Consider the following 21,222-nt stretch of genomic DNA (forward strand, 5'->3'; position numbering starts at 1 on the left):
CGGTCTCACTCGAAGAAGCGGGTCTGGGTGGGACCCGGGTAGTGGGCAAAGCGCACGAGGCCCCAGCGCCAGGCGAGATGGGAGAGGAAGCCGCGCGGGCGGGCCCGCTTCCAGGGGATGAAAAGGAGAAGGGCGCCGATGAGCGTCCATCCGACGATCCCGCCGACGATGGCGGCAACGAAGATCGTCGACATGACCAGAATGAACTCGTCCGAGCCGAACCATAGGATCTGGACCGGGCCGTGCAGATACTGGGGCAGACGTTCGTCCAATGCCCTTCTCCTCCTGCTTCATGACACCTGTCGCCAGGCGCCATTTTCCAAAGGCCGACCATCGGCCTTCGGTCCGGGGCGCGGTGCGCGGGCCCCGCGGGCCAAGGGGACAACCCGAAAGGTCCGCGCACCGCATGTCAGATCACCATTCCAAAGGTCTGGAGGATGGTGTCCGACTTGATCAGGCACACCGCGGCAACGATGGTCGGGATGCCGACCATGACGTTGGAAAAGAGCCGCGAGACGCCGAAGAGGAAGGCCGCGACGCCGCCGACAAAGCCGAGCGGGCCCTTGACGCCCTTGTTCACGACGATGTCGTAGATGTCGTAGCCAAGATCGCCCACCGCCGGTGCCGTGAAGGCGTGGGCACCGGTGCTGAAGAGCACCATCAGGGCCAGGGGGAGGCCAAGATTGGCGAGCATGTTGGGGACGGCGAGGGCATTCCGCCGGAGTTTTGGGATCATTGTTTGTGCTCCATCAGATGGGAGCCGCCGGGACTTGAGCCTTTCGGCATCGATGGAATATCGCTGCCTGCCGTCGCGCGAGGCGGGCGGCTCCGAGAGGACCGCGCGTGCCGGCATTCCGGTCCGCCGCGCCGCGGCATCGAAGGCCAGGCAGCTGGCGTCCGCCAGATGGGGGTGTTGCAGGTCAGCGCGCGGCATTGTCGCCGCTCTCGCTTTCGACAGAATGCCCGGCCTGCTTGCCGTCGAGGAAGGCCTCGAGCTCGGCCTGGCGGAAGCCTGAGATGAGCTTGCCGCCGGCGATTAGCGTCGGCGTCCCGCCAATGCCCATCGCCTCGACCAGTGCTGCATCCTCGGCAACGCGCGCCTTGCCTTCCTCGCAGGTCAGTAGCGTTTGCGGATCGGCGCCGGCGTAGATGGCGTGGAAGGCGGCGGCCTGGTCCTTCGAGCACAGGATATGCTCGGCCTTGGCCGCGGATTGCGGGTGGATCTTGCTCACGAAATAGATGAGGCGGCGTACCGGCTTGCCTTCGGCGGCCTTGGCCGCCCAGAACCGGTCGAGCGCGCGGCAATAGGGGCAGTCGGGATCGGTGAACTCGATCACGGTGGGTGCTGCGACCGGACCGATGGCCAGCGCCTTCTTGGGATCAATGAGCTTGAAGCGCTTCCTGGCGCTGGCCTCCTGGGCCAGCGCGGTCACGTTGAGGCCGTTCCTGTCGTAGACCGTGCCGAAGACTATGTGGCCGCTCGCCGGGGCATAGTAGATCACCCGCCCGCCGGCGAAGGCCTGGTAGATCGCGCCCTTGATCGGGGCGGGACCGAATTCCTCGAATGTAAGGTTGGTGAAGGTCTGGTGGAGCTGGCGCTGCGCGGCCTCCGCCGCCTGGCTCAGAACCTGGGCATCGCTACCGGTCGTTGTCGGTCCTGTCTGGGCGAGGGACGGCGTCGTACCGATCAGGCTGAGAACCAGCATCGTGGCGGTCGCCGATCGCCTGCGTTGGATCGTTTTGCGGGGAAGGGGCATGGGGCGTGCTCCTGATGGGAAAGGACGAGGGAAACGGAAGAAGCGCCGGATCGAGGCGGATCGTGCGGCCGAGCGGGACCAGCGCAGCGCTGGAATGCCGCTCTTCATCAGGGCCGATCCTTTCGATCGCGAAGCCATGCGAGGTGGCAACGATGCGGCTTGGCGGGCGGATGGGCGGTGGCGGATCCAACCTCGCCGCCACGTTGCACGCCGTGAGCGGCATTAAGGGGAGCATCGCGAGTAGTGCCATGCGCATGGGGTCGGGCATCGGGCACGAGGCCTCCTTTCGCGGGAACGTTCCCGCTTCGGAAACGAACGGGGGATCATTGGTGATTGAACCAGGGCTTTGGCGGTAAGCCGGGGCTGTCGGGCCAAGGCGTTCCGTTCCCTGTGGGTCGACCATTGTCATGACGATGAGTGGGGGAGTGCTGCAAGAACGAGGGCACTCAAGACCTTGTCGGGGCACTCAAGCGCCCACATCGGCACTGGAGTTCCGCTATCGGCCTTGAAAGCACCCATTATTGCGCGCAGCGCACAGCCTGAACTGCCCGATTTTCGGCCAGGAGCGTCTCAACAGGGGAAGAAGCGGCGAATCGCTGAAGGGAGGTCACAGCACGATGCGCAAATCGAGAACCTACAAGCTGATGCTGTCCGCTGACGGCGTGTCGCTGTACCTTGCCTGCCACTGCCGCCTTGCCGGCCTTGTCGGCGCGTTCATTCCCTATGGGCAGACACTGGGCGTTGCGGTGAGCGTGCTGGAAGGGCTTGCCCCCTGTGACATCGCGGCCGAACTCGTTACGCAGCGCTTCGCTCGCAGCTGCGGGAGCACGCCGCACTTCGTGGGGGCCACCCCGCAACTTGCCGAGCGCATGGATGCGATCCGAGCAAGGTTGGGCGAATCTACCGATTTTGCCGCAGCCCCTACGGTGCGGGACCTCTACATCGCCGGACTCCTGGGCTTTGAAGCAACGGACGACAGTCGGTTGCTCAAGGCGCATTCTCAATTAAAATTGTGAAATCGCCGTTTCTTGCCTGTCTTGCGTGTTTAAAGCGGTTCTTGTGGCCTCTTCCAAAGAGTGTGTGCGCAAGTTCTTCTCAATTTGGAAACTGTTGTATTTGACCGTCGGCGTATAAGGCACCAGCAATAGAGATTGTCGGGCCAAGCTCCGAACCTTTTTGGGCGGTTTTCAGGGAGTCCTGGACATGTCCCGATATCTCAGTGCCCAAAGCGGCCATGAATTGCTGGACGAGATGAAGCTGCTGTCCGGCAGAACCATCGAGGAGCGGCGCAAGCATGCACGCATCACGCAGCGTCAACTGGCCGGCACGATCGGCATCGGTGCGCGCTGGATTCGCGAGATCGAAGCGGGCAATCCCCGCTCGACCATCGATCTGCACATCAAGTGCGCGGCAGCGCTCGGCCTGCCTGTCTCCTACCTTCTCGTGCCGCTCCTGTTCATGGAGAGCGACATGAAATTCCCGGTAGGCTTCATCGTCGATCACTTTGCCGGTCTCAAGGATCACACGATCAAGTGCATCGGCGACTATTATCTGGAAACCCTGGGCAAGCAGGTCCGGCCTGCCGGCGATCATCCGCCGTCGGCGGCAGGCGCCTGAGGTTTTCGCGCGTGGCGCCAGAACCGGTGACCGCCGAACTCACCTACCAGCGCCTGAAGCGCGAGGTGATGCACGGCCGGTTCCGGCCTGGAACACCGGTCATTTCGCACAGCATCGCCCAGGAATTCGGGACCAGCATTTCGCCGGTGCGCGATGCCATGCAGCGCCTAGCCGCTGAAAGGCTGTTGCACCATCAGGCAGGGGGCGGTTTCGAGGTCCCGCACTTCGAAGCCAGTGCCCTTGCAAACCTCTATGCATGGCACCAGGATGTCGTGCGCCTTGCCTTGCGGCACCGCGATTTCGGCGCTGACGCAGAAGATCTGCTGCCACGCTTGCTGGCGCTGCGCGACGACGATCCCGAAGCCATTGTCCAGGCCACGAGCGACCTATTCGCAGTGGTAGGTCGTTCGTCGCGTAATGGCGAACATGGCGCGGCGATCGAGGCTATCGGCAGCCGACTCCACCTCGCGCGCCTTCATGAATTCCAGCTCGGCGACCGGTCAGCCGAACTCATGACGGTCTGGAGCGCGCTGGCCGCCGGTCCGGCTTCGACCGCGATCGCGGCGATACGCGCCTACCACAGGCGCCGGTTGCGGCGGGTGCCGGCCATTGTCCGCGCGATCTATGTCCCTTGAAAGACGAGCGTTTTAGGGTGTCAGGGATCGGCTATCGGCACGCCCCTGCCATCCCTCCCAGATTGGGAACTTATGTGATCGGGTATACGCACGCCCGGGCATAGCATCCTTCAGGCCGCAATCCCGCGGCAGACAGAAGGAGGTTCCCATGGAACGTGAAACCCAGCACATCGAAGAGGGTGTGATCGAACTCGGCGCGGTCAGCGAGCGCACCGAGGGCAACGGCGACGTTGCCGCCGACCAGGTCGGTCTTCGGATCCAGACCGGCATTTCCGACGACTGACTTCTACCCGCGGTGTGCGCCTTCGGGCGTGCACCGCTCCACAAGGGGCTTGGGCATGGGCCTGGTTCTGGCACAAGGCGTTTCGTTTGCCCGTCTCGGTGAACGCGCCATCTTTCTCGATCTTCGCAGCGACCGGTATTTCGGGCTTCCCGCGCGGTGCGAAGCGGCCTTCTTGCGGCTTGTGGACGAGCACCATCCGGAGGATGGAGATCCCGCGATACTGGATGGCCTGGTGCGCGATGGCATCTTGGAGCAGGTAAGCGGGCAGGGTTCAATTCTGCCCTTCATGCCTGCATTTCATCCTGCGACAAGTCTGCTCGACACAGAGCGTTTGCCCATTGGTGCGTGGCGCCAGGCGCGCGCAGCCTGGGCTCTCAAGCGCTCCCAGCATGAGCTGAAGACGCGCCCGCTCTCTGATCTCGTCAGCGAGCTATCGGCATGCCGGCTCGAGCACAATGCCGGTACGAACATTTTCGAGGATGCGAGGCGGATCTGCTGGGCCTTCGAAGCGGCGGGGCTATTGGTCACGCCATTGCGCAATTGCCTGTCTCGTTCACTCGCGCTCGCCGGAACGCTGCGTGCGAGCGGACACGCCTGCGAGCTCGTGATCGGCGTTGCGATCAACCCTTTCCAGGCCCATGCCTGGGTCCAGGCCGGGGATACGCTCCTCAACGATAGCCTCGAGCGCGTTCGCCAGTTCACGCCGATCCTGGCCGTATGAGCCGGCCGCGCTACATCGCCTGGATCCTGCCGCATCCTGGATGGCAGTCGCCGGAGATTGATCAGCGAATCGAGCGCGCGCAGCGCCTCTTGGGGCCTGATGCCCGCATGATCTCGTCAGGTCGCCTGCGCATGGTGACCAGCTGCTCGGTCGTGACTTCGGTTACCAGCGAGGGTGAGTTGATCCTTCTCGGGCAGGTCTTTTCCGGCCTTGGCGACACCAGCCTGACTACGCTCAAGTCCTTGGCTTGCGACGCTGTTCTGAAATCCGCCGGCGCCTCGCTGGTGCGCGAGTTCTGGGGCGGATATGTCGCGTTTGTCGTGCGCGGTGAAGGCAGCGAGGTTTCCGTCATCCGCGATCCCTCTGCCGGCATGCCCTGCTATTACCACTTGCAGGACCGCGTGACCGTCATCTCCTCGGACATCGACATTGCCAGCCAGTGCGGGGAACTGCCCCTGGACATCGACTGGGAGGAACTCGCCGTCCATCTCCAGGCGAGCCAACTGCGACGGGCACGATCCTGCATTCGCGGGCTGACCGAACTGCTCGGTGGAGAGCGCCTGTCCATCCACGCCGAGCATCCGGCGATCGATGCACTATGGTCGCCCTGGACTTTCGCGGCGCGCGATAGGCAGCTCTTCGACGAGGAGCAGGCGGCCTCGCTCCTGCGCAAGACGATCGTGCAATGCGTTCGGTCGCTGACGATGCCCTACGAGCACATGGTGTTGACCCTGTCGGGCGGGCTCGATTCCTCGATCGTGGCGGCCAGTCTTTCAACGATCGGCGCGCGCTTCACCGGCCTCACCATGGCGACACAGGAACCGCTGGGCGATGAACGGCACTATGCGCGGGCGATGGCCAGGGCCTGCGGTGCACCGCTCGTCGAAAGGTTCGAGGATATCGATTCGGTGGATCTGACACAATGCGACAGCGCGCACCTGCCGCGCCCGATTTCACGCGGCTTCGCGCAGTCGATCGACCGGGCCTGCCAGCAGATGGCCGATGAATTCGGGGCAGGGGCGTACCTCGGTGGCGGGGGCGGGGACAATGTCTTCTGCTACCTCCTTTCCGCGGCTCCGGTCGCCGATCATCTGCGGCGGGGCGAACCGCTCGCGGCCCTGGTGACCGCCCGCGACCTTGCGCGCCTGGCGCAAACCAGTGTGCTCCATGTCTTGGGCAAAGCCATGCGGCGGGCCTGGCTGCGCTCTCCCGGCTTTCGCTGGCCGCGCGATCTGACCTTTCTGAACGAGCGGATCAGGAATGGTTCTCCGGCACGCCTCGATCATCCCTGGCTCGTTGCCCCGCGCGGGGCGACACCGGGAAAGGCCGGGCACATCGCCTCGATCATGAACATCCAGAACCATCTCGAAGGCCTGGCGCGCGAGCGGGACCGCCCCATCATCTCCCCGCTGCTGGCCCAACCAGTCGTCGAACTGTGCCTGCGCATCCCGGCATCGCTGTGGTGCAGGGGCGGGCGTGATCGCTGGATCGCGCGGCGGGCCTTTGCCGATCGCCTTCCTCCTGAAATCCTCGATCGCCGCGAGAAGGGCGGTCCCGACGGGTTCGTGGTGCGCGTTCTTGAACGGGATCGCAGGCAGATCCGCGATTGGCTCTGTCAAGGTGAACTGGCCGGGCGAGGGCTGCTGGATATCGAAGTCCTCGCTGCCGCGCTCGACGGCAATGCGCCGCTGACGGGGCAGGCGTCCTTGCGTATCCTGAAATTGCTCGATGTCGAGATGTGGGTGCGCAGCGTTCTGTCTCGGGAGCAAAGTGCGGCGTGACGGCCGTCAGGGCGTGTGTGTCGTGGCCAGGCCTTCTCGCATCGCGCGCCATCGCCGTACATCATCCGATTGCGGTACGTACGGCCCGGCATGTTCGCCCAGCCAGAAATCGAACCAGGCCAGGTTGCGCTCGTAGATGGCGAGACGATGGGCGGGCTGCGTCTTGGTGTGATATTCTCCCGGAAACACGAAGAGGTCCACCGGAGCGCCGTGATCGTGCAGGCGCGTGTAGGCATCGAGCCCCAGCGGGGCTTCGTGATCGGCGAGCTGCATGAGCAGGGGCACCCTGATCCGCCCGGCATTCTCGGCCAGCGACAGCGCCCTCCAGAAGGCCGGATCGTCTTTCGCCAGCGAGGGATAGCCTGCGCCGCGCAGCTGCGCATAGAAGGCCGGGCCACCGGTTACACGCATGGACACCGGCCCCATGCAACACGATGATACGGCCGCGGCTGCGAACGTATTGGGCACGTTGACCAGCGCGAACTGCACCGTGGTTGCCCCGTCGCTAAGGCCGGTAATGCCAATGCGCGCAGGATCGATGGAAACTTCGTTTTTCGCCGCGGCAATTCCCGCCAGCACCGAGGTGAGGGTGCTCCACCTTTCGCGCCAGCCCTTGGTATCGGCGGCTTCGGCCTCCTGCCAGGTTCGCACCGTGCCGTCGGGCAGGCTCTCGTGGAACATCGGCGGGGTCTGAACGCTCAGCACCGCAAAGCCATGGGCGGCGAATAGCCAGATCGGATATTCATCGCCCGTGCCGCCTCGCAGGAAACCCCGGGTTATGTATTGAACCACGATGAGGGGAAGCGGCTTTTCCCCGGCATAGCCCGGCGGCAGCACGAGATCCCCGAAGGCCGGCAAACCATAGCGATTACGCCAGTAGAGGCGCTTGGTCCGACCGAGCTTCAGGTTCTGGAAGACCGGGTTCGGGTCGTAGATCACCGTCTCCTTTCCCGTGCGGGTGTCGATGCTCACGATCCTGCGGGGCTGGCGCGTGCCCTCGCGCATGCACAGCAGGTGTTGTCCCGTGAGCGTGCAGCCCATCAGGAGATCCTCGGTTTCGTGAAGGCGGCGCGCGGCGGCTCCGGGCGCCCATCGGTAGAGTACGGTCCTGGCGTCCGCCCAGCCTTCCCGCTTCAGGAAAAGCACGGCGGTGCCGTCCCAGAACAGCGCTTCGACATCGCGCTTCATGTCGCGGCAGGCGGGCGCGGTGCATGCGACAGCCGGCCCGCCAGAATTTTTGAGCCAGATGGTCCGGGGACTCATCAGGAGTTTCGGGTCGCTGGCGGTGGTCCAGATAAGGGTGCCGTCGCGGCTTTGCGTGACATTCGAGGAACCGGCCGGAAGGCCCTCGAAAGTTGGCTCTCCCAGAATGTGCCTCTCGCTTTCGGTGGCAGGGCGGATCTTGCCGGTCGCAAGATCGATCGCGAGGTATTCGAGCGGACGCGGTCCGGAAACGGCCGGTTCCATCCCCGAGAAGGGCGTTGTTCGCGCGTCGTAGTGATACCCGACGTGGCCTTCCTGCCTGATGGCCTCATCGGCTTCCAGCACGCCGGTCTCGCGGGTGAAAAGCAGGCTCTTGCCGTCAGGGGACCACCCGGTGTCGGCGACATCGACGTCCGAGTGGGTCACCTGGTGACTTTCGCTGCCATCGGCGCGCACACGCCACACCTGCGTGATGCCGTCCACGCGCTTGCGGTAAGCGAGCCATTTGCCATCGGGCGACCAGGCCGGGCGGATCACATCGGGTGCGCCTGTGTTCGTGCGGTTGCCGCGAATATAGCGGATGACGGGAATATACGTGCCGCCAGTGTCCACGACCCGCGGTTCGGGCGCATCCAAATCCTGGACAACGAGCGCCTGACACCAGGCGTTGGTCTCAGGATCGGCCCGTGTGATCACGTAGCCGATCCTGCGCCCGTCCGGTGCGACACCGAGGGGGCTCTTGCGAGCAAAGCCGGTGTAGAAGCCAACGTCTCTCAGCCTCACGAGATCCCGGGCAGAGGCGGTCCGTTGGGAAGGCGAGGCGAACGGGCTTGCCAGCACGCCTGCGCAAGGATCCCGGGTTCCCCGGACGCCGGCCTGCGCGGCGCCCGGGGTGGCAGTGAACGCGGCGAATGCGGCGGCAAGGGACAAGGTCGCCGGCTTCAGGCAGGAGGCGTTCGCTACCATTTCTTGGCAAGGCTCAAGGCCAGCACCCGGCCGAATGGCGAGTAGTTCGTCGAATCGTAGGGGGCCTGGTAGAGCCGGGGCGAGTCGATCAGATCGGGCCGGGTGTTGAGCGCGTTCTGGACAAACAGCCCGATGCTGAGCCCGCTCAGGGTTTCGTTGCCCGGCCCCCACTCGTAGCGCAGGTTGATATCGAACGTGGTCATCGAGCCGACGCGAACCGAGGGCGCAGAGCGTATGTCCTTGACCGGGCCGATGTAGTTTCCATTGAGGGCAGCGGTGAAGGGCCCGTTCTCCCAGGTGACGCCGAAACGTCCGCGAAGATGGGGCGGATTGAAGATGTTGCCGGCAAGGGCGGCGCTGGGCTGCAGCGGGCTCGATTGCTGCCGGCTTTCCAGATACGAGGCCGAGGCGTTGAACAACAGGCGACCCGCCGCGCCGACATCGGCCTGGTAGCGCAGCGATCCATCGACGCCCTGGACAACCTGGCGTGCGATGTTCTGATAGTTGTTGGTGACGATGGCGACGACCGCGGCAGGATCGTAGCCCGCCGGAGAATAGTCGTAGAACAGGGCATCGGCGAGCGCGGCCTGCTGGTCGGCAACCGAAGGGTCGAAGGATACCTGGTCCGCGTAAACGGCGTTGCTCAATGCCTGCGAGAGATAGGTGACCGGCTGCAGTACCCGGTCACGGTAGTGCACATTGAAGTAGCTGATCTCGAAGCGGAGATTGGGCACTGCGACCGGATGCGCCGCGAATGTCACCGTCCAGGTCGATGCCCGTTCCGGCTTCAGGTTCGGGTTGCCACCGGTAACTTCCAGCACCTGGGCCGACGAGGGGTAGCTGCCCCCGCCATAGTAGACAGCAGCGTCCACCACCGCGACCTTGTCGCTGTAGCCCTGGTAGAGCGTGGGAGCCTTGAAGGACTTGCCCCACGAGGCCTTGATCTCGAAGTCCTCGCTCGGAGCCAGGATCAGGCCGAGCTTGGGTGTCGCGATCCGGTCGATGCCCGGATAGTCCTCGTAGCGCACGGCCGCGCTTACATTGAGGCGGTGCAAGAACGACAGTTCGTCTTGCGGGCCGACGAGCGGCAGATTCAACTCGGCAAAGCCGTAGTAGCTGTCCTGCGAGGCCCGGATGTCCTGTACCGCGCCGAGGGTGCGGAACCCGTGAAGGTCGTTGTTGCGGTATCCCGCGCCATAGGCGATCCGGGCATCCCCGCCGCCGAGGGCAAACAGCGGGGTCTCGCCCGACAGTTCGATTGCCTGGGCCTTGTTGCAGTAGCACCCGGCCGACTGGAAAATGAGGCTGCCGCCACGATAGACATTGGCGAGGTAGTGCGTTCTGTCAACGCCATACATGCCGGAAAGCGTGAGGCGCGTGGCGCCAAGGTCCCAGGCAAGTTCGGGCGCGATGGCATAGGCGTTCGACTTGTCCCCCCGGTAGTTGCCCGCCACCTGAAAATCCGGGTCAGTCGTCGAGGCGTAGCTGCGCTCGGTTCGCCGCCGGTTGTAGAGAGCATCGACGGAAAAGGTCAGCGAACTCGTCAGTTCCTGGTGCGCGCTCACAAGGACATTGTGCCGCTTGATGGACGGGAACAGGGTGAGGGCCGGGCGGTCCTTGGTGTAGTCCCGGTGCCGGCCCATGAGCGCATTGTCGCGTTCGAACTCGTAGGCGACGATCACTCCGCCCGAATTCCATACCTGTCCTGCCGTTGCGCCGTATTGCTGTTGAAAGCCGCCACCCTCGGTCGATCCGGCAATGCGCGCGCTGATCCCGACGCCATCGAAATCGGACTTGAGGATGATATTGGCAACGCCCCCAACCGCATCCGAGCCGTAAAGCGCCGAGGCGCCATCGGCCACGATCTCGATACGCTCCACCGTGGCAAGTGGAATGGCGGAGATGTCGATGCCCTGATCAGCCGCATTGTAGGTCAGCCGGTGGCCGTTGAGCAGCGTCAACGTGGCGTCCGAACCCAGACCGCGGAGGTTGATCGACGAAGCGCTGCCCAGGCTATTACCCTTCGATTCCGGGACCGCAAAGCCGATCCCCGGATTGGTTCCGCCGCCGAAATTCTGCGGGATATCGCGCACCACATCGGCCATGCGCGTTTGGCCCGCATTGACCATGTCCGCGTGGGTGATGCTGATGGTGGGCGATGCGATCGGTGCCCCGCGAACGCGCGAGCCGGTCACGAGGATCTCAGATGTCTCCGTGCCTGCGCTGATTTTGGCCGGGGTGGCGGCCGGAACTCTGCTGACGAAAATCGTTCCGTCCTTGATTTCCGCACGAAGTCCGCTGCCGCGAAGCAGCAGCTCGATCGCTTCGCGCGGGGTATAGTTTCCGTGGATTGCCGCGGATTGCTTGCCCTGAACGGCATCGCTGCGCACGACCAGTTCGAAGCCGGCCTGGCGGGCCACGGCGCCAAGAGCGTATTTGAGGTCGGTTTCGGCAATATCGTAGGTCTGCTGGCCGGTATCCTGTGCGCAGGCCGTTTCCGTAGTTGCAAGCGCGAGAATGGCTGCGCCTGCCAGAAGAACTCCCCGATTTGGTCTCATGTCGTACCCCCTGTTGGTCCGCCCTTCACATTCCGGCGGGGTCAACAGGGGAAGACCGGGTTACGAGAAAAGTGGTTAGTTGGTTCTCGTCAGACGAAGGCGTCTGGGACGGCTGCGGTCTATGGAAAGATCGAGGATTTCCGCCAGTTTTCGGGCAACGGATTCAGGGTTCAAAAAATTTAGTTCAGCAAAGATTTTTTCCTGGCCGATGGACGGATCGGCCAGTTCGATCTGAACGTCGAACTGCCTATTCGCGGCAGCAACGATCGTGGACACCGGCACGTCGTCAAATGTTCGCTTCGGGCCATCCGTACCAGCCTCGTCTCGTGCTGCCTGAGCAGGCGCAATGTGACCAGCGGCTTCATCGGCACTGCCCTCAGATGTGTAGGACACATCCTGACCCGCTGTCAGGATGACATCGCGGGGGGTACTGGCCGGCACGGCCTTGGGCATGACCACCCGGATCCGCCCGCGCAGCAGGTGTACAGCGACCTTCGCTCCGACCTCGACTTCGAACAATGTGCCCAGCGCGGTGACACTGCCGCCCCCTGCGATAACGACAAAGGGACGCGAGGCGTCGTGGCTGACTTCAAAGCGCGCTCGTCCGCTCAACAGATCGATGCGCCGCTCATGCGCGCTGAGGCGCACGGCCAGCCTTGTCGCGCCAAACAAGGTGACGTGCGATCCGTCGGCGAGCTCGATTGTTTTCTTGCCGGGCTCGGCGTTGAAGATATTCGCGGTGGCTATCGGCACAGGACGCGGATCACCAGCCTTGAACTGATAAAGTGCCGCCACGCTAATGATAGCCAGTCCGGCGAGGGCCGCGAGAGCCAGCGGGCTGCGAGCTTGTCTCGCTGGCGGAGTAGCTTTGCGCACCATGAATTCCTGCAGTTCCGGTAACATCGCGGCCGCGTTTCCGGCACGGCCCAGTCCCGCGACTATGCGGCTATAGGTCGCGCGATGTTCAGGACTCCGCTCCATCCACCGCTGCACGCGACCCGAATACTTGTGCGGATCGTCGATCATGAGCATGACCCAGCGGGAGGCTTGCCGCTCGATCCGGCGCGAGCGGGAGAACCAGTACCCCATGTTCATCGGGTGCCCCGATTTCGGTCAACATGTTCGATCGCTCTCAGCATATGCCACTTGACGCCCCAGACGGTCACGCCGAGCTTACTGGCGATCTGTTTGTAGGTGTACCCCTCAACGCGGCTCAGAAGGAATATCTCAAGGGTTCGGGGTTTGAGCTGCTGCAATATCGCATTGAAATGGTGAAGTTCCTCGCGGCCGACCAGATCGCGGTGTTGATCGTCAGGGGCAACCAGGTCATGGATTTCCATCAGTCCCACCGACCGCTCGGCGATCTTGGTGGAGCCGCGTTCCGCCCGGTCAATCAGAAGATTTTGCGCGATGCGCCGCAGATAGGCTTGCGGGGTTGCCAGGGAGGTGGAGTGGTCGGCGCGCAGAAACCGGGTGATGGCTTCCTGGGCAAGATCGTCCGCTTCGTCGTGAGAGGCAAACCGGGACTGGCGGCGGAAGAACCGGATCAGCCAAGGGCGCTCTGCGCAGAGCAGGTCGGTCAATTGCCGCTCATGCTCGTCGATGTCCTCGATTTCTCTGCGTGCAATGTCGGCATCGGCGCTGCAGGAGGTATCGTCCAGAGCGTCGGATCTGCGCGGTGACAGGTGCGGAGAGCGCATCGGCAACATAGCCTGCGCCGGCCAGAAACGAAGCGTCCCGGAAAAGCGGGACATTCGAACTAAGGTGTGCCGTGAGCGATTTTGCTCCAGCCGACCGACCAGTGAGGACGGGCGTGATGATGCCTGGCAGGATTATCCTGAGGACGGGTGCCAGCATTTACCGTCTCGCGCTGGAGATATGGAACAAATCGAGGACATGGGCAACCCCTTGGCCCCATCAAGGGGAGGGAGGAGGAGTTAAATCATTGCAAGGTGGCGCAATGATTGTGTGCTGCGCGGCGCAATTGGTGCTGGGCAATCTTGCGGTGTTGTGTCTAGGGTGACGGCTCATGCGTACGGGAATTGATCATCTGCCGCCGGCCAAGCAGCGCGAGCTCGAGCGCGTCGTCGGTGTTATCTTCGAGGAATTTCGCGAGGCCACCGAACATGCGACGGGTCCGCGCTCGCGCGCGCAAATTCTCAAGATCATCCTGTTCGGCTCCTACAGTCGCGGTGACTGGGTCGATGCCCCGCTCTCGGCCAACGAGTACAAGAGCGACTACGACATCCTGATCATCGTCAGCCAGAAGGACCTTGCCGATCGCGCCAAGTACTGGGCGAAATGCGAGGAGCGGTTGATCCGCGCGTACATGGTCGAGAAAACCTTGCGCACGCCGGTGAATTTCATCGTGCATTCGCTCCAGGAAGTGAACGACGGTCTTGCCCACGGTCGCATCTTCTTCCTGGAAATGGCGAAGGAAGGCATCGCGCTGTACGAATCCGACGAGCGCGAACTCCATCAGCCCAAGCCGAAGACGCCCAAGGAGGCGTTGGTGATGGCGAAGGAGTATTTCGAGGAATGGCATCCAAGTGCAGGAAGTTATTTTCGAGGCTTCATCGATGCTCGTGGGCACGGCGACCTGAAGAAGGCGGTGTTCGATCTGCACCAAGCTGCAGAAAGACTGTACTCCTGTTTTCTTCTCGTGTTGCAGACCTATACGCCATACAACCACAACATCGCCTTTTTGCGTACCCAGGCCGAGCGTCTCGACCGCCGCATGGTCGGCATCTGGCCTGAAGGTTCTCGCCGCGAGCGGGCCATGTTCCAGAAACTGAAGGAAGCCTACACCAAGGCGCGCTATAGCAAGCACTATCGGATCGACGAAGACGAACTGACCTGGCTGGGTGACCGGGTCGAGGAACTGGGCCGGGTGGTTCACCAGATTTGCAGCGACAAAATCGCGGAGCTCGAAAAGGCGGCGTTGCCGACATGAACGACTTCGGTCCTTGCATCAACTCGGCAGGTTGATTAATTTCCAATCACATTGATTGAAGGCTAATCGCATGGCTGCTGCTACCCGTGTCATAACCGCGCATGTTTCCGCCGATCTTGCGGACAAGATGGATATCCTGGCAGAACGGATGGACCGGTCTCGAGGCTGGATCATGAAGCAGGCGTTGGCAGCGTGGATCGACCAGGAAGAGGAGCGGCATCAGCTAACCCTCGAAGCGCTGCATGATGTGGACCGTGGCAACTTGATCGATCATCAGAGCATCGTTGCCTGGGCCGAAAGCCTTTCCACTGATGATCCGCTGGCGCCGCCATTGGCATGAACATTCAGTGGACCAGCAAGGCCTCCAGCGATCTTGTCCGCCTCCATGAACATCTGAAGCCCGTCGCCCCAGATGCCGCGGCGCGCATCGTCCAGCAATTGGCGCGCGCACCGAACCGATTGCTGGATTACCCCCGCCTTGGCGAGAGGCTGGATGCGTTTGATCCTCGCGAGGTGCGGCGAATCATCGTCGGCAATTACGAGCTGCACTACGAAATCTCGAACGCTACGATATTCATTCTGCGCCTCTGGCATTGCCGGGAAAATCGCACTCCCGGACCGGACAATTGAGCCGCGGCGAAAGGTCCGTCGATCAGCGGTGGCCGAGATCATCTCCGTGACCGGATCCATGCTGGCAGCAGTACGTCATGATCAATTGCGTCAGGTTGTCGAACAATTGATCGAGCAAATCCCGGAACGACGCCGTCAGTTGGATGCCGACACGCCGTCGATCGCTTTCATCGACGGTGCGCACAACGAAGCCCTTCTGCACCATGAGATCGATCTTGCGGTGGGCGCTGGAAATCGGAATGTTGCCGGCAAGGCTAAGCGGCCAGATATAGAGCAATTCGCCTTCCCGGTCGGCGACATAGAGATCGAGCAGCATGTCCCAGATCGGATTGGCGCAAAGGTTTGGGCCGAGAAGCTCTCTTGCGAGTTTGCGCTGCAGGATCAGCACTCGGCACAGCACGAGGCGATGGTCACCGCTAATCATCGGCCGGCTCCACATCGTAGCTTTGCATGACGGGATGCGGGGAGACTGGAGGTGTCATGTGTAAGGTGTCAGGTCCCACCGCGCCGTTTCTCCACGCGCTGATGAGTGCCTCCTGTTCGGGTAGCAGTGCGTCCACGGCGCCTGTCCCCGGAGCAGCGTCGTCAAGCAGTAGGGAAGGGCAGCGGCCTTCGTATGTGCCCAGGTTTGGACGATGCACCCTGTAACCGGCAAGCCGTGCCAGGCTTCTTGGAAATTGCCGTGCTACCTCAGGCGGATAGGCAAGCCAGGGAAGCTCATAGGGTTTGAGCCATCCCAGGCAGTAGCTGATGATGACGCCGCGGCGGGGAAGGGCGGTCCGGTTCGGCCCCGCTGCGTGCAGAGTCGAGCCCATGAACATGAGCGCTGACCCCGGCGTCATCTCCGCAACGACTGCTTCCTCGGGTGCGATGAGCATTTCATCTTGCCGCCGATGGCTACCCGGCCACACAAGTGTGGCCCCGTTGTCCTTCGTAAAGGCCGTGAGCGGCCACATCACGTTGAGCAGGAATTCGATTGCGCGCTCGGGTGCAACGAACTGGCTGCAGGGCCACATGTCCTGATCACGGTGGGGCACCTGGGGCTTCGCGCCGGGCGCGAGTTCGATCGCCTGGGTGAGGTTTAGTGAGAAATGGTCGCACCACGGACCCAGCACATCGTCGGCGATTTGAAGAACGAGGTCGTGTTCGACGAGAGCCGCCACATTGGGTGAGCGCTTGAGGAGACCGGCAAAGCGCCGTGTCTCGCTCCCCGAAAAGCTGCCTTCCGAAAATCCGGTTTCGGCGAAAGGCTTGTCGAGATCCGCGGCAAGTCCGCCGATCAAGGCAGGTGAAACCAGATCCTCGATGATGCAATAACCGTGCTCGCGCAGAGCAGCGCCGTGCAGCTTGCGGGGCGGGATGTCAGTCATCGCTTGTCCCCCTTTCGTCATTGGCCAAGCGGGACGAGCGGTGCGAGCGTTTCCGACCAGATGCCGGCTTCGTCCAGCATCCTGGGTGTCCCGTCGTCGATGTGGATCATCAATGCGGCGAGCATCCCGCAAGGCAGGTCCTGCGGCAGACCGAGGGGCTCGCAGCGCCATCCGAATGACAGGATTTGCGTGTACCAAGGCATGTCGGCCACGCAGCAGTAGGCGCGGATGCCGTTGTCCCGGGCAAAGAGCGTCAGGGCGGTGGCCAGTTTGTCGCGGACATGCCGCCGCTCGGCCGCACGAATGCTCCGCGACAGGCATAGGCGCGAAATTTCCCAGACATCGCGGGCGCTTGGGCTGCCGCGATCGCACAGGCCGGGAAAAACGTCGCCGAGAACATGGGGCTGAATGGTCGGCAGGAGACGCAATGAGCCCAGATGCTGGCCATCGGTGCCCGCGATGATGAGGTAGATGGTCGAGGGCGTATCGAACTGGTCGATCTCATAGCGACCATCGAGCGCGGGTAAATCCCAGCGCAGCAAGTCGATGAATACGCGCTTGCGTTCCTGGTACATCTGGGCAAGCAGCGCGCCTTGCGCCGCTGCCCAGCCGCCTTGAATGACGTGGGCCATGTTCGCCATCTCCTGTTGTGATGGCAAAAGGATGGGTGAAACGGCCCCTCGCTGAAATTCCTCTATTTAGAGGATGTCCGGCGCAGGCTGTGGAAGCAGATATGTCCATCGAACAGGGCGCGGAACACCAGCGCGGTTCGCTTGAAAACGCCGCATTTGCGCATGGCGCCGGTGATGTGCTGATGAACCGTCGCTTCGGAGAGGCCCAGGGCGTGGGCGATCTGGGTATCCCCCATGCCGGATGCGACCAACCCCACGCAATCAACTTCACGCGGACTGAAACGCGGCAGGGACGGGATCGTTCGCTCCAGACCGAGCCGCATGCGAACCAGTTTGCGCGCGGTTTCAAAGCCAAAGCCTGCGACAATATGCGTAGCCCCTCGAATTTGCGGGGTCATGGAAACAGGCTGCGAGGTCGCGAAGGAGCAGGTCCCACGGTATTCCCCCGGCGAATGGACGGGGACGGTGACGCCATCGTGGAGGCCGAAACTGGCGCCCTCCTTCAGTATGGTTAGCTGGCGCCTGCTCTGTATCACCTCTGCGCCGATGGCATGCCAGGCGTAGGGCGTGTTGCGGCCGATGCTGGCGGCATGCACCGGATCATCGAGATAATACCGTTCGGTCAGGATTCGCTCCACCCAGCCATCGGGGTAATTCGATATCGCAACCGCCTCGTCGGCCGCCGCTACAAGATCGACATGGCTGACGAACGCGAACTGCTGAAAGCCCAGCCTGCAGGTCGTCTCCAACATGAGGTCGAAGAAGTCCGCATCTGAGCGCACCTGGCCGAGGCAGAGAAGAAACTCGATAAGCTCTGAACCGATAAACATGCAGCACTTCCCCTGTTCAAGCGCAGGCATTCGGCTTGGCCGGTTAGCAATCCTCCATAGCTATATCGCGGTGCCCCCGCTCAGCCAGGCCAGTCGCCTACAGTCAGCACACGCGGCAGGGCGTGAATTTGGTAGCGACGTTCCATCGGCGACAGACATTCGCATCCGATTTCGCGCCGGGGCCGGATCACGCCAAGCCGCAGTCAGAGAATGACATTTATGTGACGCTGCGATGGGTTACATTTTGGAAATGCCGTTTGCGCTTTGCTGCAAACTTTTCGCGCATTTCGCATGGTAGTCCTTGGGCGATTCCATCCATTCCAGGACAGACGACAACCGCCAACCCACAGCTCTGGCACCTATCGGGATTTGAGGGGGAAAGGTGCCTTCTGCAATCATTCGGTGGATTGCCGCGCGGGAGCGTCCGGTTTTCCTGGTGACGTCCCCCATTCGGAGGAATCTGTCTTCATGTTCGTTCATGCAAACCGATCCTTCATCGGTCTGCCCGCTGCTCCAAATCTGCTGGAAAGGCCGCTCGATTGCAAGGCATTATGAATAGCGGGAAGGCTTGCAACGGGAGAAGTACTGTTTCAGCTGTTCCAGTTGGCGGTATAAGCGCTAGGCCCGGTGGTGGGGCGTCATCGGCTGGTGCAGCAGCAATGTCTGGAGTGCCTTCCTGCCCAGCGTGCGACCCGACTTCGGTCGCCCGTTCCTCGATCACCCTGGCGAACACTTCGAGCATCGCTGGGCCGGCGGGCATCGCAGTCACCTCTTCGACGGCAGCGGGCAGCTCGCGCAGCAGTCGCGTCGTCACCTGTTCGACGCGCCGTATTGTGCCGCGTGCGGCGAGACAGGCAGCCTCAGCCATGCGCCGCCAATGGCGGCCGTAGATATGGCGGCCCCTGCGTTGGCCGCCTATGGCTTGAGCATGGTTCTGGGGGATGTTCGACCAGGCAAGGCCCGACATGAGATCGTACAGCGGAGCCAGCCGCGGTGCCCCCTGACCAAGGAGGATAGAGTAAGTCTTGGCATGGGAATCGACGTTGCCGATGGCGATGCTGAAGATCACGGCATCGAGCAGGTAGTTCCGCTTGCCAGCAACATCGGCTGTTATGGGGGCAACATCGAGGCCGATACGCCGGGCCAGAACCATGCAGAGGGCTTCTTCTGGACGATTCCCGGAAGGCGCGGATTGTCGGGCTCGAGGATGTGCGTCGATGGCGCGCCTTTGATGGGGACTGTTATTTGCCCGTCAATCAGGGTGACCGGCAACTTGTCCTGCGCACCGGCGAGGCTCATCGAGACCCCTTCTTCACCAATAAGGAAGGGGCGAGACGGAAGCTCGTCAAAGACGCGCTCCAATGCATTGTCATCTGATATCGGCCGATATCCGGCTTCCCCGCCTTGCTGTTTCGGGGCAATGCTCAGGGCACCTGCCAGATCATTGCCGGTCTGTGCGGTCAGTCCAAGCGCGTCTTCCGGTGCCGTGCCGAGCGTGCGCGTCATGGCCCTCAGGGGCTCGCCTTCCGGCGGCAGATTCAATAGCCATGGAAGAACCAATTCGGCGCCATAGGCTTCGGATTGGAGCGGCATCGCAAGCGAGACTGGAAAGCGATCCGGTGATGAGAGCCAGACAGCGTCATAAGCAAGCTGGGTAGCATTCGCGTCCGCACTGATTGTCGCTACTGGGCGGTCCTCGTAATGGATCGGAAGTTCCATGATCAAGTCTCTGAACTGCCCGTAGTGGCCAGGCGCAGTCCGACGGACTTGGCAGCGGCAAGTGCCTTGCCCAGTTGGGCGGTTGGCTTGCCTGCTTCAAGGTCGACGATGAAGCGTTCGCCGCTGTTGATAGCCAGTGCTAGCTCTCGCTGCGTGAGGCCGAGAGCCTTGCGGGCAGTGGCGGCAGCGGCGCCGAATTGTGAGGCATCTTCAATCAGCATGATCTTACCGATCGGGAAGATATGCGAAGGCGTATCGGCGGGTTTCGAAGGTGCCAGGCCACCAATGCCTGCCGTCTCAACTCGTCGGCGAGAAGGTTCGGAAGGAGGAAAGGCAGGGCGACCAGTTTGACGTTAGAGGCAGATTGCAAGTAGGAAATACCAAGCAAATACAGTCGATAATGGGCTGTTTTGCTGGCTTAAAATGGAAAGTGTGTCCCAACGAGGGGGCCTGATCGACATCAATGAGGAGAACGCCCATGTTTCAGCACATCATGGGCGTGGTTTGACGGACTCCGCTGCCGCCGCAGCTCGGGCAGTTTGGCGATAGGGGCGAGAGGTCGATTCGTCTTTCATGCAACATCAGGAAACATGAAATACGCGCCGTGTAAATTCCATGTTAGTTGCACAAAAATTGAATTTACACGGCGCGTGGGTATTTCAAGTCGGGAACGGCATTTGTGTCGGGTGGCAAGGAATGCCCAATAAGGCCGCGTAGCATTCTCAATCGGTCGGACCGCGAATGGCAACGAGGCCGTTATCCGGGCATTCGAGTGCCAACCCGCTACGCGGCAGTAGCGTTCGGATCTGATGTCGTGCTGATCCTGCCGGAACTCGGTGAACGGAGAGCTATATTCAATGCGGCCAGTTGAGGCGCTGAATTTCAGTGAGGGTGTTAGGCGAGGGTTTCGACGAGCTCGGCGATTTCGAAGGTGAAGCCTTTCCATCCTCGCGTCCGGGAAGCTTCTTCGGCAGGTACACGTTTGCGCCTGGCCTCCGCGAGCGAGCGGCTATGCCCCCAAAACACTTCCGTCTTACCGTTTTCGAGCTCTGCCACAATTCGCCAATAATGGGTGAAGCTGTCGGTTGTAGGCCCGATAGTCTTTACATAGCCGTCAGGCATGGTCGCAGTGAGATACCGACGCCTTTTCTTCATGGGTATCCCATTCACTCAACGTCCGCTCAATGCAATATGGTTGTTCGGACTCTCCAAACATGCAGGCGAACAGCTTGGTCCTTCACGCTTAACGCTGCGGCCTGCAACCTTATCTGACTACCGAAACTGTTCGCTCGCACATTGCAGTGCCCTGTCGAGGGCCAGAATTGCCCAAGGCCCGCCGGATGCCATCACGATTGGCCCAACAGGACTACGCGCCTTGCTCCGGACAGTGGATGGCTGGTTCACGATGAACCTCAACCTCCAGTATACCTTCTTCGCCGCGAGCTATGGTTACGATGCCGGCCAGGCGAGCGGCGAAGGGCGAGGCTTCTGTGCTTCGCTGCAAACGCGCTTTCGATTGCAGCCGATTTTGATCGCAAGGTTTGACGACCCCCCCCCCCACCCAAGG

The 21,222-nt window shown here is 62.1% G+C and carries 25 protein-coding genes; 9 read left to right on the top strand and 16 right to left on the bottom strand.

Features of this window, described 5'->3' with window-relative positions:
* Positions 1–5: 5 nt before the first annotated feature.
* From SPHV1_RS09605 to SPHV1_RS09615, 3 genes are all read right to left on the bottom strand, one after another.
* Positions 6–272 carry a type IV conjugative transfer system protein TraL gene (locus tag SPHV1_RS09605; protein ID WP_054945813.1) on the bottom strand — a complete coding sequence of 89 codons (267 nt, stop codon included), beginning with the start codon at positions 270–272 and terminating at the stop codon, positions 6–8.
* A 137-nt stretch (positions 273–409) separates the two neighbouring features.
* Positions 410–736 (bottom strand): hypothetical protein, encoded by a 327-nt coding sequence (locus tag SPHV1_RS09610; protein ID WP_054945838.1) that lies wholly within the window; start codon positions 734–736, stop codon positions 410–412.
* Positions 737–920: 184 nt separating this feature from the next.
* Entirely contained in the window at positions 921–1,757 is an 837-nt protein-coding gene (locus tag SPHV1_RS09615; protein ID WP_231634603.1) for a DsbC family protein, read from the bottom strand.
* A gap of 617 nt (positions 1,758–2,374) precedes the next feature.
* Between SPHV1_RS09615 and SPHV1_RS09625 the strand changes: the two genes are divergently transcribed.
* The 6 genes from SPHV1_RS09625 to SPHV1_RS09645 all read left to right on the top strand — a co-directional run bounded on the left by SPHV1_RS09625 (position 2,375) and on the right by SPHV1_RS09645 (position 6,794).
* Positions 2,375–2,773, top strand: a complete 399-nt coding sequence (locus tag SPHV1_RS09625) for a hypothetical protein (RefSeq protein ID WP_054945815.1) — start codon at positions 2,375–2,377, stop codon at positions 2,771–2,773.
* Between the two features lie 187 nt (positions 2,774–2,960).
* On the top strand, positions 2,961–3,374 hold the full coding sequence (locus SPHV1_RS09630) for a helix-turn-helix domain-containing protein (RefSeq protein ID WP_054945816.1): 414 nt from the start codon (positions 2,961–2,963) through the stop codon (positions 3,372–3,374).
* An 11-nt stretch (positions 3,375–3,385) separates the two neighbouring features.
* On the top strand, positions 3,386–4,009 hold the full coding sequence (locus tag SPHV1_RS09635) for a GntR family transcriptional regulator (protein WP_156367310.1): 624 nt from the start codon (positions 3,386–3,388) through the stop codon (positions 4,007–4,009).
* 148 nt (positions 4,010–4,157) lie between these two features.
* Positions 4,158–4,292, top strand: a complete 135-nt coding sequence (locus tag SPHV1_RS24960; protein WP_156367311.1) for a benenodin family lasso peptide — start codon at positions 4,158–4,160, stop codon at positions 4,290–4,292.
* Between the two features lie 55 nt (positions 4,293–4,347).
* Positions 4,348–5,013, top strand: coding sequence for a lasso peptide biosynthesis B2 protein (locus SPHV1_RS09640; RefSeq protein WP_054945818.1), 666 nt, complete (start codon positions 4,348–4,350; stop codon positions 5,011–5,013).
* Positions 5,010–6,794, top strand: coding sequence for an asparagine synthase C-terminal domain-containing protein (locus SPHV1_RS09645; protein WP_054945819.1), 1,785 nt, complete (start codon positions 5,010–5,012; stop codon positions 6,792–6,794). Before SPHV1_RS09640 ends, SPHV1_RS09645 begins: the two co-directional genes overlap by 4 nt.
* Positions 6,795–6,800: 6 nt before the next feature.
* Here SPHV1_RS09645 and SPHV1_RS09650 read toward each other — a convergent pair whose 3' ends face one another.
* The 4 genes from SPHV1_RS09650 to SPHV1_RS09665 all read right to left on the bottom strand — a co-directional run bounded on the left by SPHV1_RS09650 (position 6,801) and on the right by SPHV1_RS09665 (position 13,275).
* Positions 6,801–8,963 (bottom strand): Atxe2 family lasso peptide isopeptidase, encoded by a 2,163-nt coding sequence (locus SPHV1_RS09650; protein WP_054945820.1) that lies wholly within the window; start codon positions 8,961–8,963, stop codon positions 6,801–6,803.
* The gene (locus tag SPHV1_RS09655) at positions 8,957–11,521 is read right to left on the bottom strand and encodes a TonB-dependent receptor domain-containing protein (protein ID WP_054945821.1); all 2,565 of its coding nucleotides are present in this window, start codon (positions 11,519–11,521) and stop codon (positions 8,957–8,959) included. The genes SPHV1_RS09650 and SPHV1_RS09655 overlap by 7 nt, the downstream gene beginning before the upstream one ends.
* A gap of 75 nt (positions 11,522–11,596) precedes the next feature.
* Positions 11,597–12,616: a FecR family protein gene (locus SPHV1_RS09660; protein WP_082430941.1), complete on the bottom strand. Its 1,020-nt coding sequence runs from the start codon at positions 12,614–12,616 to the stop codon at positions 11,597–11,599.
* Positions 12,613–13,275, bottom strand: coding sequence for an RNA polymerase sigma factor (locus SPHV1_RS09665; protein WP_231634604.1), 663 nt, complete (start codon positions 13,273–13,275; stop codon positions 12,613–12,615). The genes SPHV1_RS09660 and SPHV1_RS09665 overlap by 4 nt, the downstream gene beginning before the upstream one ends.
* A gap of 275 nt (positions 13,276–13,550) precedes the next feature.
* Here SPHV1_RS09665 and SPHV1_RS09670 point away from each other — a divergent pair, with 275 nt between their 5' ends.
* The 3 genes from SPHV1_RS09670 to SPHV1_RS09680 all read left to right on the top strand — a co-directional run bounded on the left by SPHV1_RS09670 (position 13,551) and on the right by SPHV1_RS09680 (position 15,104).
* The gene (locus SPHV1_RS09670; RefSeq protein WP_054945823.1) at positions 13,551–14,474 is read left to right on the top strand and encodes a HEPN domain-containing protein; all 924 of its coding nucleotides are present in this window, start codon (positions 13,551–13,553) and stop codon (positions 14,472–14,474) included.
* Positions 14,475–14,544: 70 nt separating this feature from the next.
* Entirely contained in the window at positions 14,545–14,814 is a 270-nt protein-coding gene (locus SPHV1_RS09675) for a CopG family ribbon-helix-helix protein (RefSeq protein ID WP_054945824.1), read from the top strand.
* Positions 14,811–15,104: a type II toxin-antitoxin system RelE/ParE family toxin gene (locus SPHV1_RS09680; RefSeq protein ID WP_054945825.1), complete on the top strand. Its 294-nt coding sequence runs from the start codon at positions 14,811–14,813 to the stop codon at positions 15,102–15,104. The genes SPHV1_RS09675 and SPHV1_RS09680 overlap by 4 nt, the downstream gene beginning before the upstream one ends.
* 22 nt (positions 15,105–15,126) lie before the next feature.
* Here SPHV1_RS09680 and SPHV1_RS09685 read toward each other — a convergent pair whose 3' ends face one another.
* The 9 genes from SPHV1_RS09685 to SPHV1_RS09715 form a co-directional block, all read right to left on the bottom strand.
* A complete protein-coding gene (locus SPHV1_RS09685) occupies positions 15,127–15,528 on the bottom strand; it encodes a MarR family transcriptional regulator (protein WP_156367312.1) in 402 nt (133 codons plus the stop codon).
* Entirely contained in the window at positions 15,521–16,474 is a 954-nt protein-coding gene (locus tag SPHV1_RS09690; RefSeq protein ID WP_054945827.1) for a phytanoyl-CoA dioxygenase family protein, read from the bottom strand. The genes SPHV1_RS09685 and SPHV1_RS09690 overlap by 8 nt, the downstream gene beginning before the upstream one ends.
* A 17-nt stretch (positions 16,475–16,491) precedes the next feature.
* A complete protein-coding gene (locus SPHV1_RS09695; protein ID WP_054945841.1) occupies positions 16,492–17,106 on the bottom strand; it encodes an acyl-homoserine-lactone synthase in 615 nt (204 codons plus the stop codon).
* A gap of 62 nt (positions 17,107–17,168) precedes the next feature.
* A complete protein-coding gene (locus SPHV1_RS09700; RefSeq protein WP_054945842.1) occupies positions 17,169–17,936 on the bottom strand; it encodes an autoinducer binding domain-containing protein in 768 nt (255 codons plus the stop codon).
* 237 nt (positions 17,937–18,173) lie between these two features.
* Positions 18,174–18,416, bottom strand: a complete 243-nt coding sequence (locus SPHV1_RS24410; RefSeq protein ID WP_082430942.1) for an AlpA family transcriptional regulator — start codon at positions 18,414–18,416, stop codon at positions 18,174–18,176.
* A gap of 13 nt (positions 18,417–18,429) precedes the next feature.
* Positions 18,430–19,089, bottom strand: coding sequence for a HipA domain-containing protein (locus tag SPHV1_RS25750; RefSeq protein ID WP_231634605.1), 660 nt, complete (start codon positions 19,087–19,089; stop codon positions 18,430–18,432).
* Positions 19,047–19,655 (bottom strand): HipA N-terminal domain-containing protein, encoded by a 609-nt coding sequence (locus tag SPHV1_RS25755; RefSeq protein ID WP_231634606.1) that lies wholly within the window; start codon positions 19,653–19,655, stop codon positions 19,047–19,049. The genes SPHV1_RS25750 and SPHV1_RS25755 overlap by 43 nt, the downstream gene beginning before the upstream one ends.
* Positions 19,656–19,657: 2 nt before the next feature.
* The gene (locus SPHV1_RS09710) at positions 19,658–19,876 is read right to left on the bottom strand and encodes a helix-turn-helix domain-containing protein (protein ID WP_082430943.1); all 219 of its coding nucleotides are present in this window, start codon (positions 19,874–19,876) and stop codon (positions 19,658–19,660) included.
* A gap of 673 nt (positions 19,877–20,549) precedes the next feature.
* Positions 20,550–20,810, bottom strand: coding sequence for a hypothetical protein (locus SPHV1_RS09715; protein ID WP_054945828.1), 261 nt, complete (start codon positions 20,808–20,810; stop codon positions 20,550–20,552).
* Positions 20,811–21,222: the final 412 nt, after the last annotated feature.

The sequence above is a fragment of the Novosphingobium sp. KN65.2 genome (genome assembly GCF_001368935.1).
Classification (GTDB): Bacteria; Pseudomonadota; Alphaproteobacteria; order Sphingomonadales; family Sphingomonadaceae; genus Novosphingobium; species Novosphingobium mathurense.

Coding starts and splice junctions, on each gene's coding strand:
- SPHV1_RS09610 (WP_054945838.1), bottom strand. CDS start 736: ATGATCCCAAAACTCCGGCGGAATGCCCTCGCCGTCCCCAACATGCTC.
- SPHV1_RS09615 (WP_231634603.1), bottom strand. CDS start 1,757: ATGCCCCTTCCCCGCAAAACGATCCAACGCAGGCGATCGGCGACCGCC.
- SPHV1_RS09625 (WP_054945815.1), top strand. CDS start 2,375: ATGCGCAAATCGAGAACCTACAAGCTGATGCTGTCCGCTGACGGCGTG.
- SPHV1_RS09630 (WP_054945816.1), top strand. CDS start 2,961: ATGTCCCGATATCTCAGTGCCCAAAGCGGCCATGAATTGCTGGACGAG.
- SPHV1_RS24960 (WP_156367311.1), top strand. CDS start 4,158: ATGGAACGTGAAACCCAGCACATCGAAGAGGGTGTGATCGAACTCGGC.
- SPHV1_RS09640 (WP_054945818.1), top strand. CDS start 4,348: ATGGGCCTGGTTCTGGCACAAGGCGTTTCGTTTGCCCGTCTCGGTGAA.
- SPHV1_RS09645 (WP_054945819.1), top strand. CDS start 5,010: ATGAGCCGGCCGCGCTACATCGCCTGGATCCTGCCGCATCCTGGATGG.
- SPHV1_RS09650 (WP_054945820.1), bottom strand. CDS start 8,963: ATGGTAGCGAACGCCTCCTGCCTGAAGCCGGCGACCTTGTCCCTTGCC.
- SPHV1_RS09655 (WP_054945821.1), bottom strand. CDS start 11,521: ATGAGACCAAATCGGGGAGTTCTTCTGGCAGGCGCAGCCATTCTCGCG.
- SPHV1_RS09660 (WP_082430941.1), bottom strand. CDS start 12,616: ATGAACATGGGGTACTGGTTCTCCCGCTCGCGCCGGATCGAGCGGCAA.
- SPHV1_RS09665 (WP_231634604.1), bottom strand. CDS start 13,275: ATGTCCCGCTTTTCCGGGACGCTTCGTTTCTGGCCGGCGCAGGCTATG.
- SPHV1_RS09670 (WP_054945823.1), top strand. CDS start 13,551: ATGCGTACGGGAATTGATCATCTGCCGCCGGCCAAGCAGCGCGAGCTC.
- SPHV1_RS09675 (WP_054945824.1), top strand. CDS start 14,545: ATGGCTGCTGCTACCCGTGTCATAACCGCGCATGTTTCCGCCGATCTT.
- SPHV1_RS09680 (WP_054945825.1), top strand. CDS start 14,811: ATGAACATTCAGTGGACCAGCAAGGCCTCCAGCGATCTTGTCCGCCTC.
- SPHV1_RS09685 (WP_156367312.1), bottom strand. CDS start 15,528: ATGATTAGCGGTGACCATCGCCTCGTGCTGTGCCGAGTGCTGATCCTG.
- SPHV1_RS09690 (WP_054945827.1), bottom strand. CDS start 16,474: ATGACTGACATCCCGCCCCGCAAGCTGCACGGCGCTGCTCTGCGCGAG.
- SPHV1_RS09695 (WP_054945841.1), bottom strand. CDS start 17,106: ATGGCCCACGTCATTCAAGGCGGCTGGGCAGCGGCGCAAGGCGCGCTG.
- SPHV1_RS09700 (WP_054945842.1), bottom strand. CDS start 17,936: ATGTTTATCGGTTCAGAGCTTATCGAGTTTCTTCTCTGCCTCGGCCAG.
- SPHV1_RS24410 (WP_082430942.1), bottom strand. CDS start 18,416: ATGAACGAACATGAAGACAGATTCCTCCGAATGGGGGACGTCACCAGG.
- SPHV1_RS25750 (WP_231634605.1), bottom strand. CDS start 19,089: ATGGTTCTGGCCCGGCGTATCGGCCTCGATGTTGCCCCCATAACAGCC.
- SPHV1_RS25755 (WP_231634606.1), bottom strand. CDS start 19,655: ATGGAACTTCCGATCCATTACGAGGACCGCCCAGTAGCGACAATCAGT.
- SPHV1_RS09710 (WP_082430943.1), bottom strand. CDS start 19,876: ATGCTGATTGAAGATGCCTCACAATTCGGCGCCGCTGCCGCCACTGCC.
- SPHV1_RS09715 (WP_054945828.1), bottom strand. CDS start 20,810: ATGAAGAAAAGGCGTCGGTATCTCACTGCGACCATGCCTGACGGCTAT.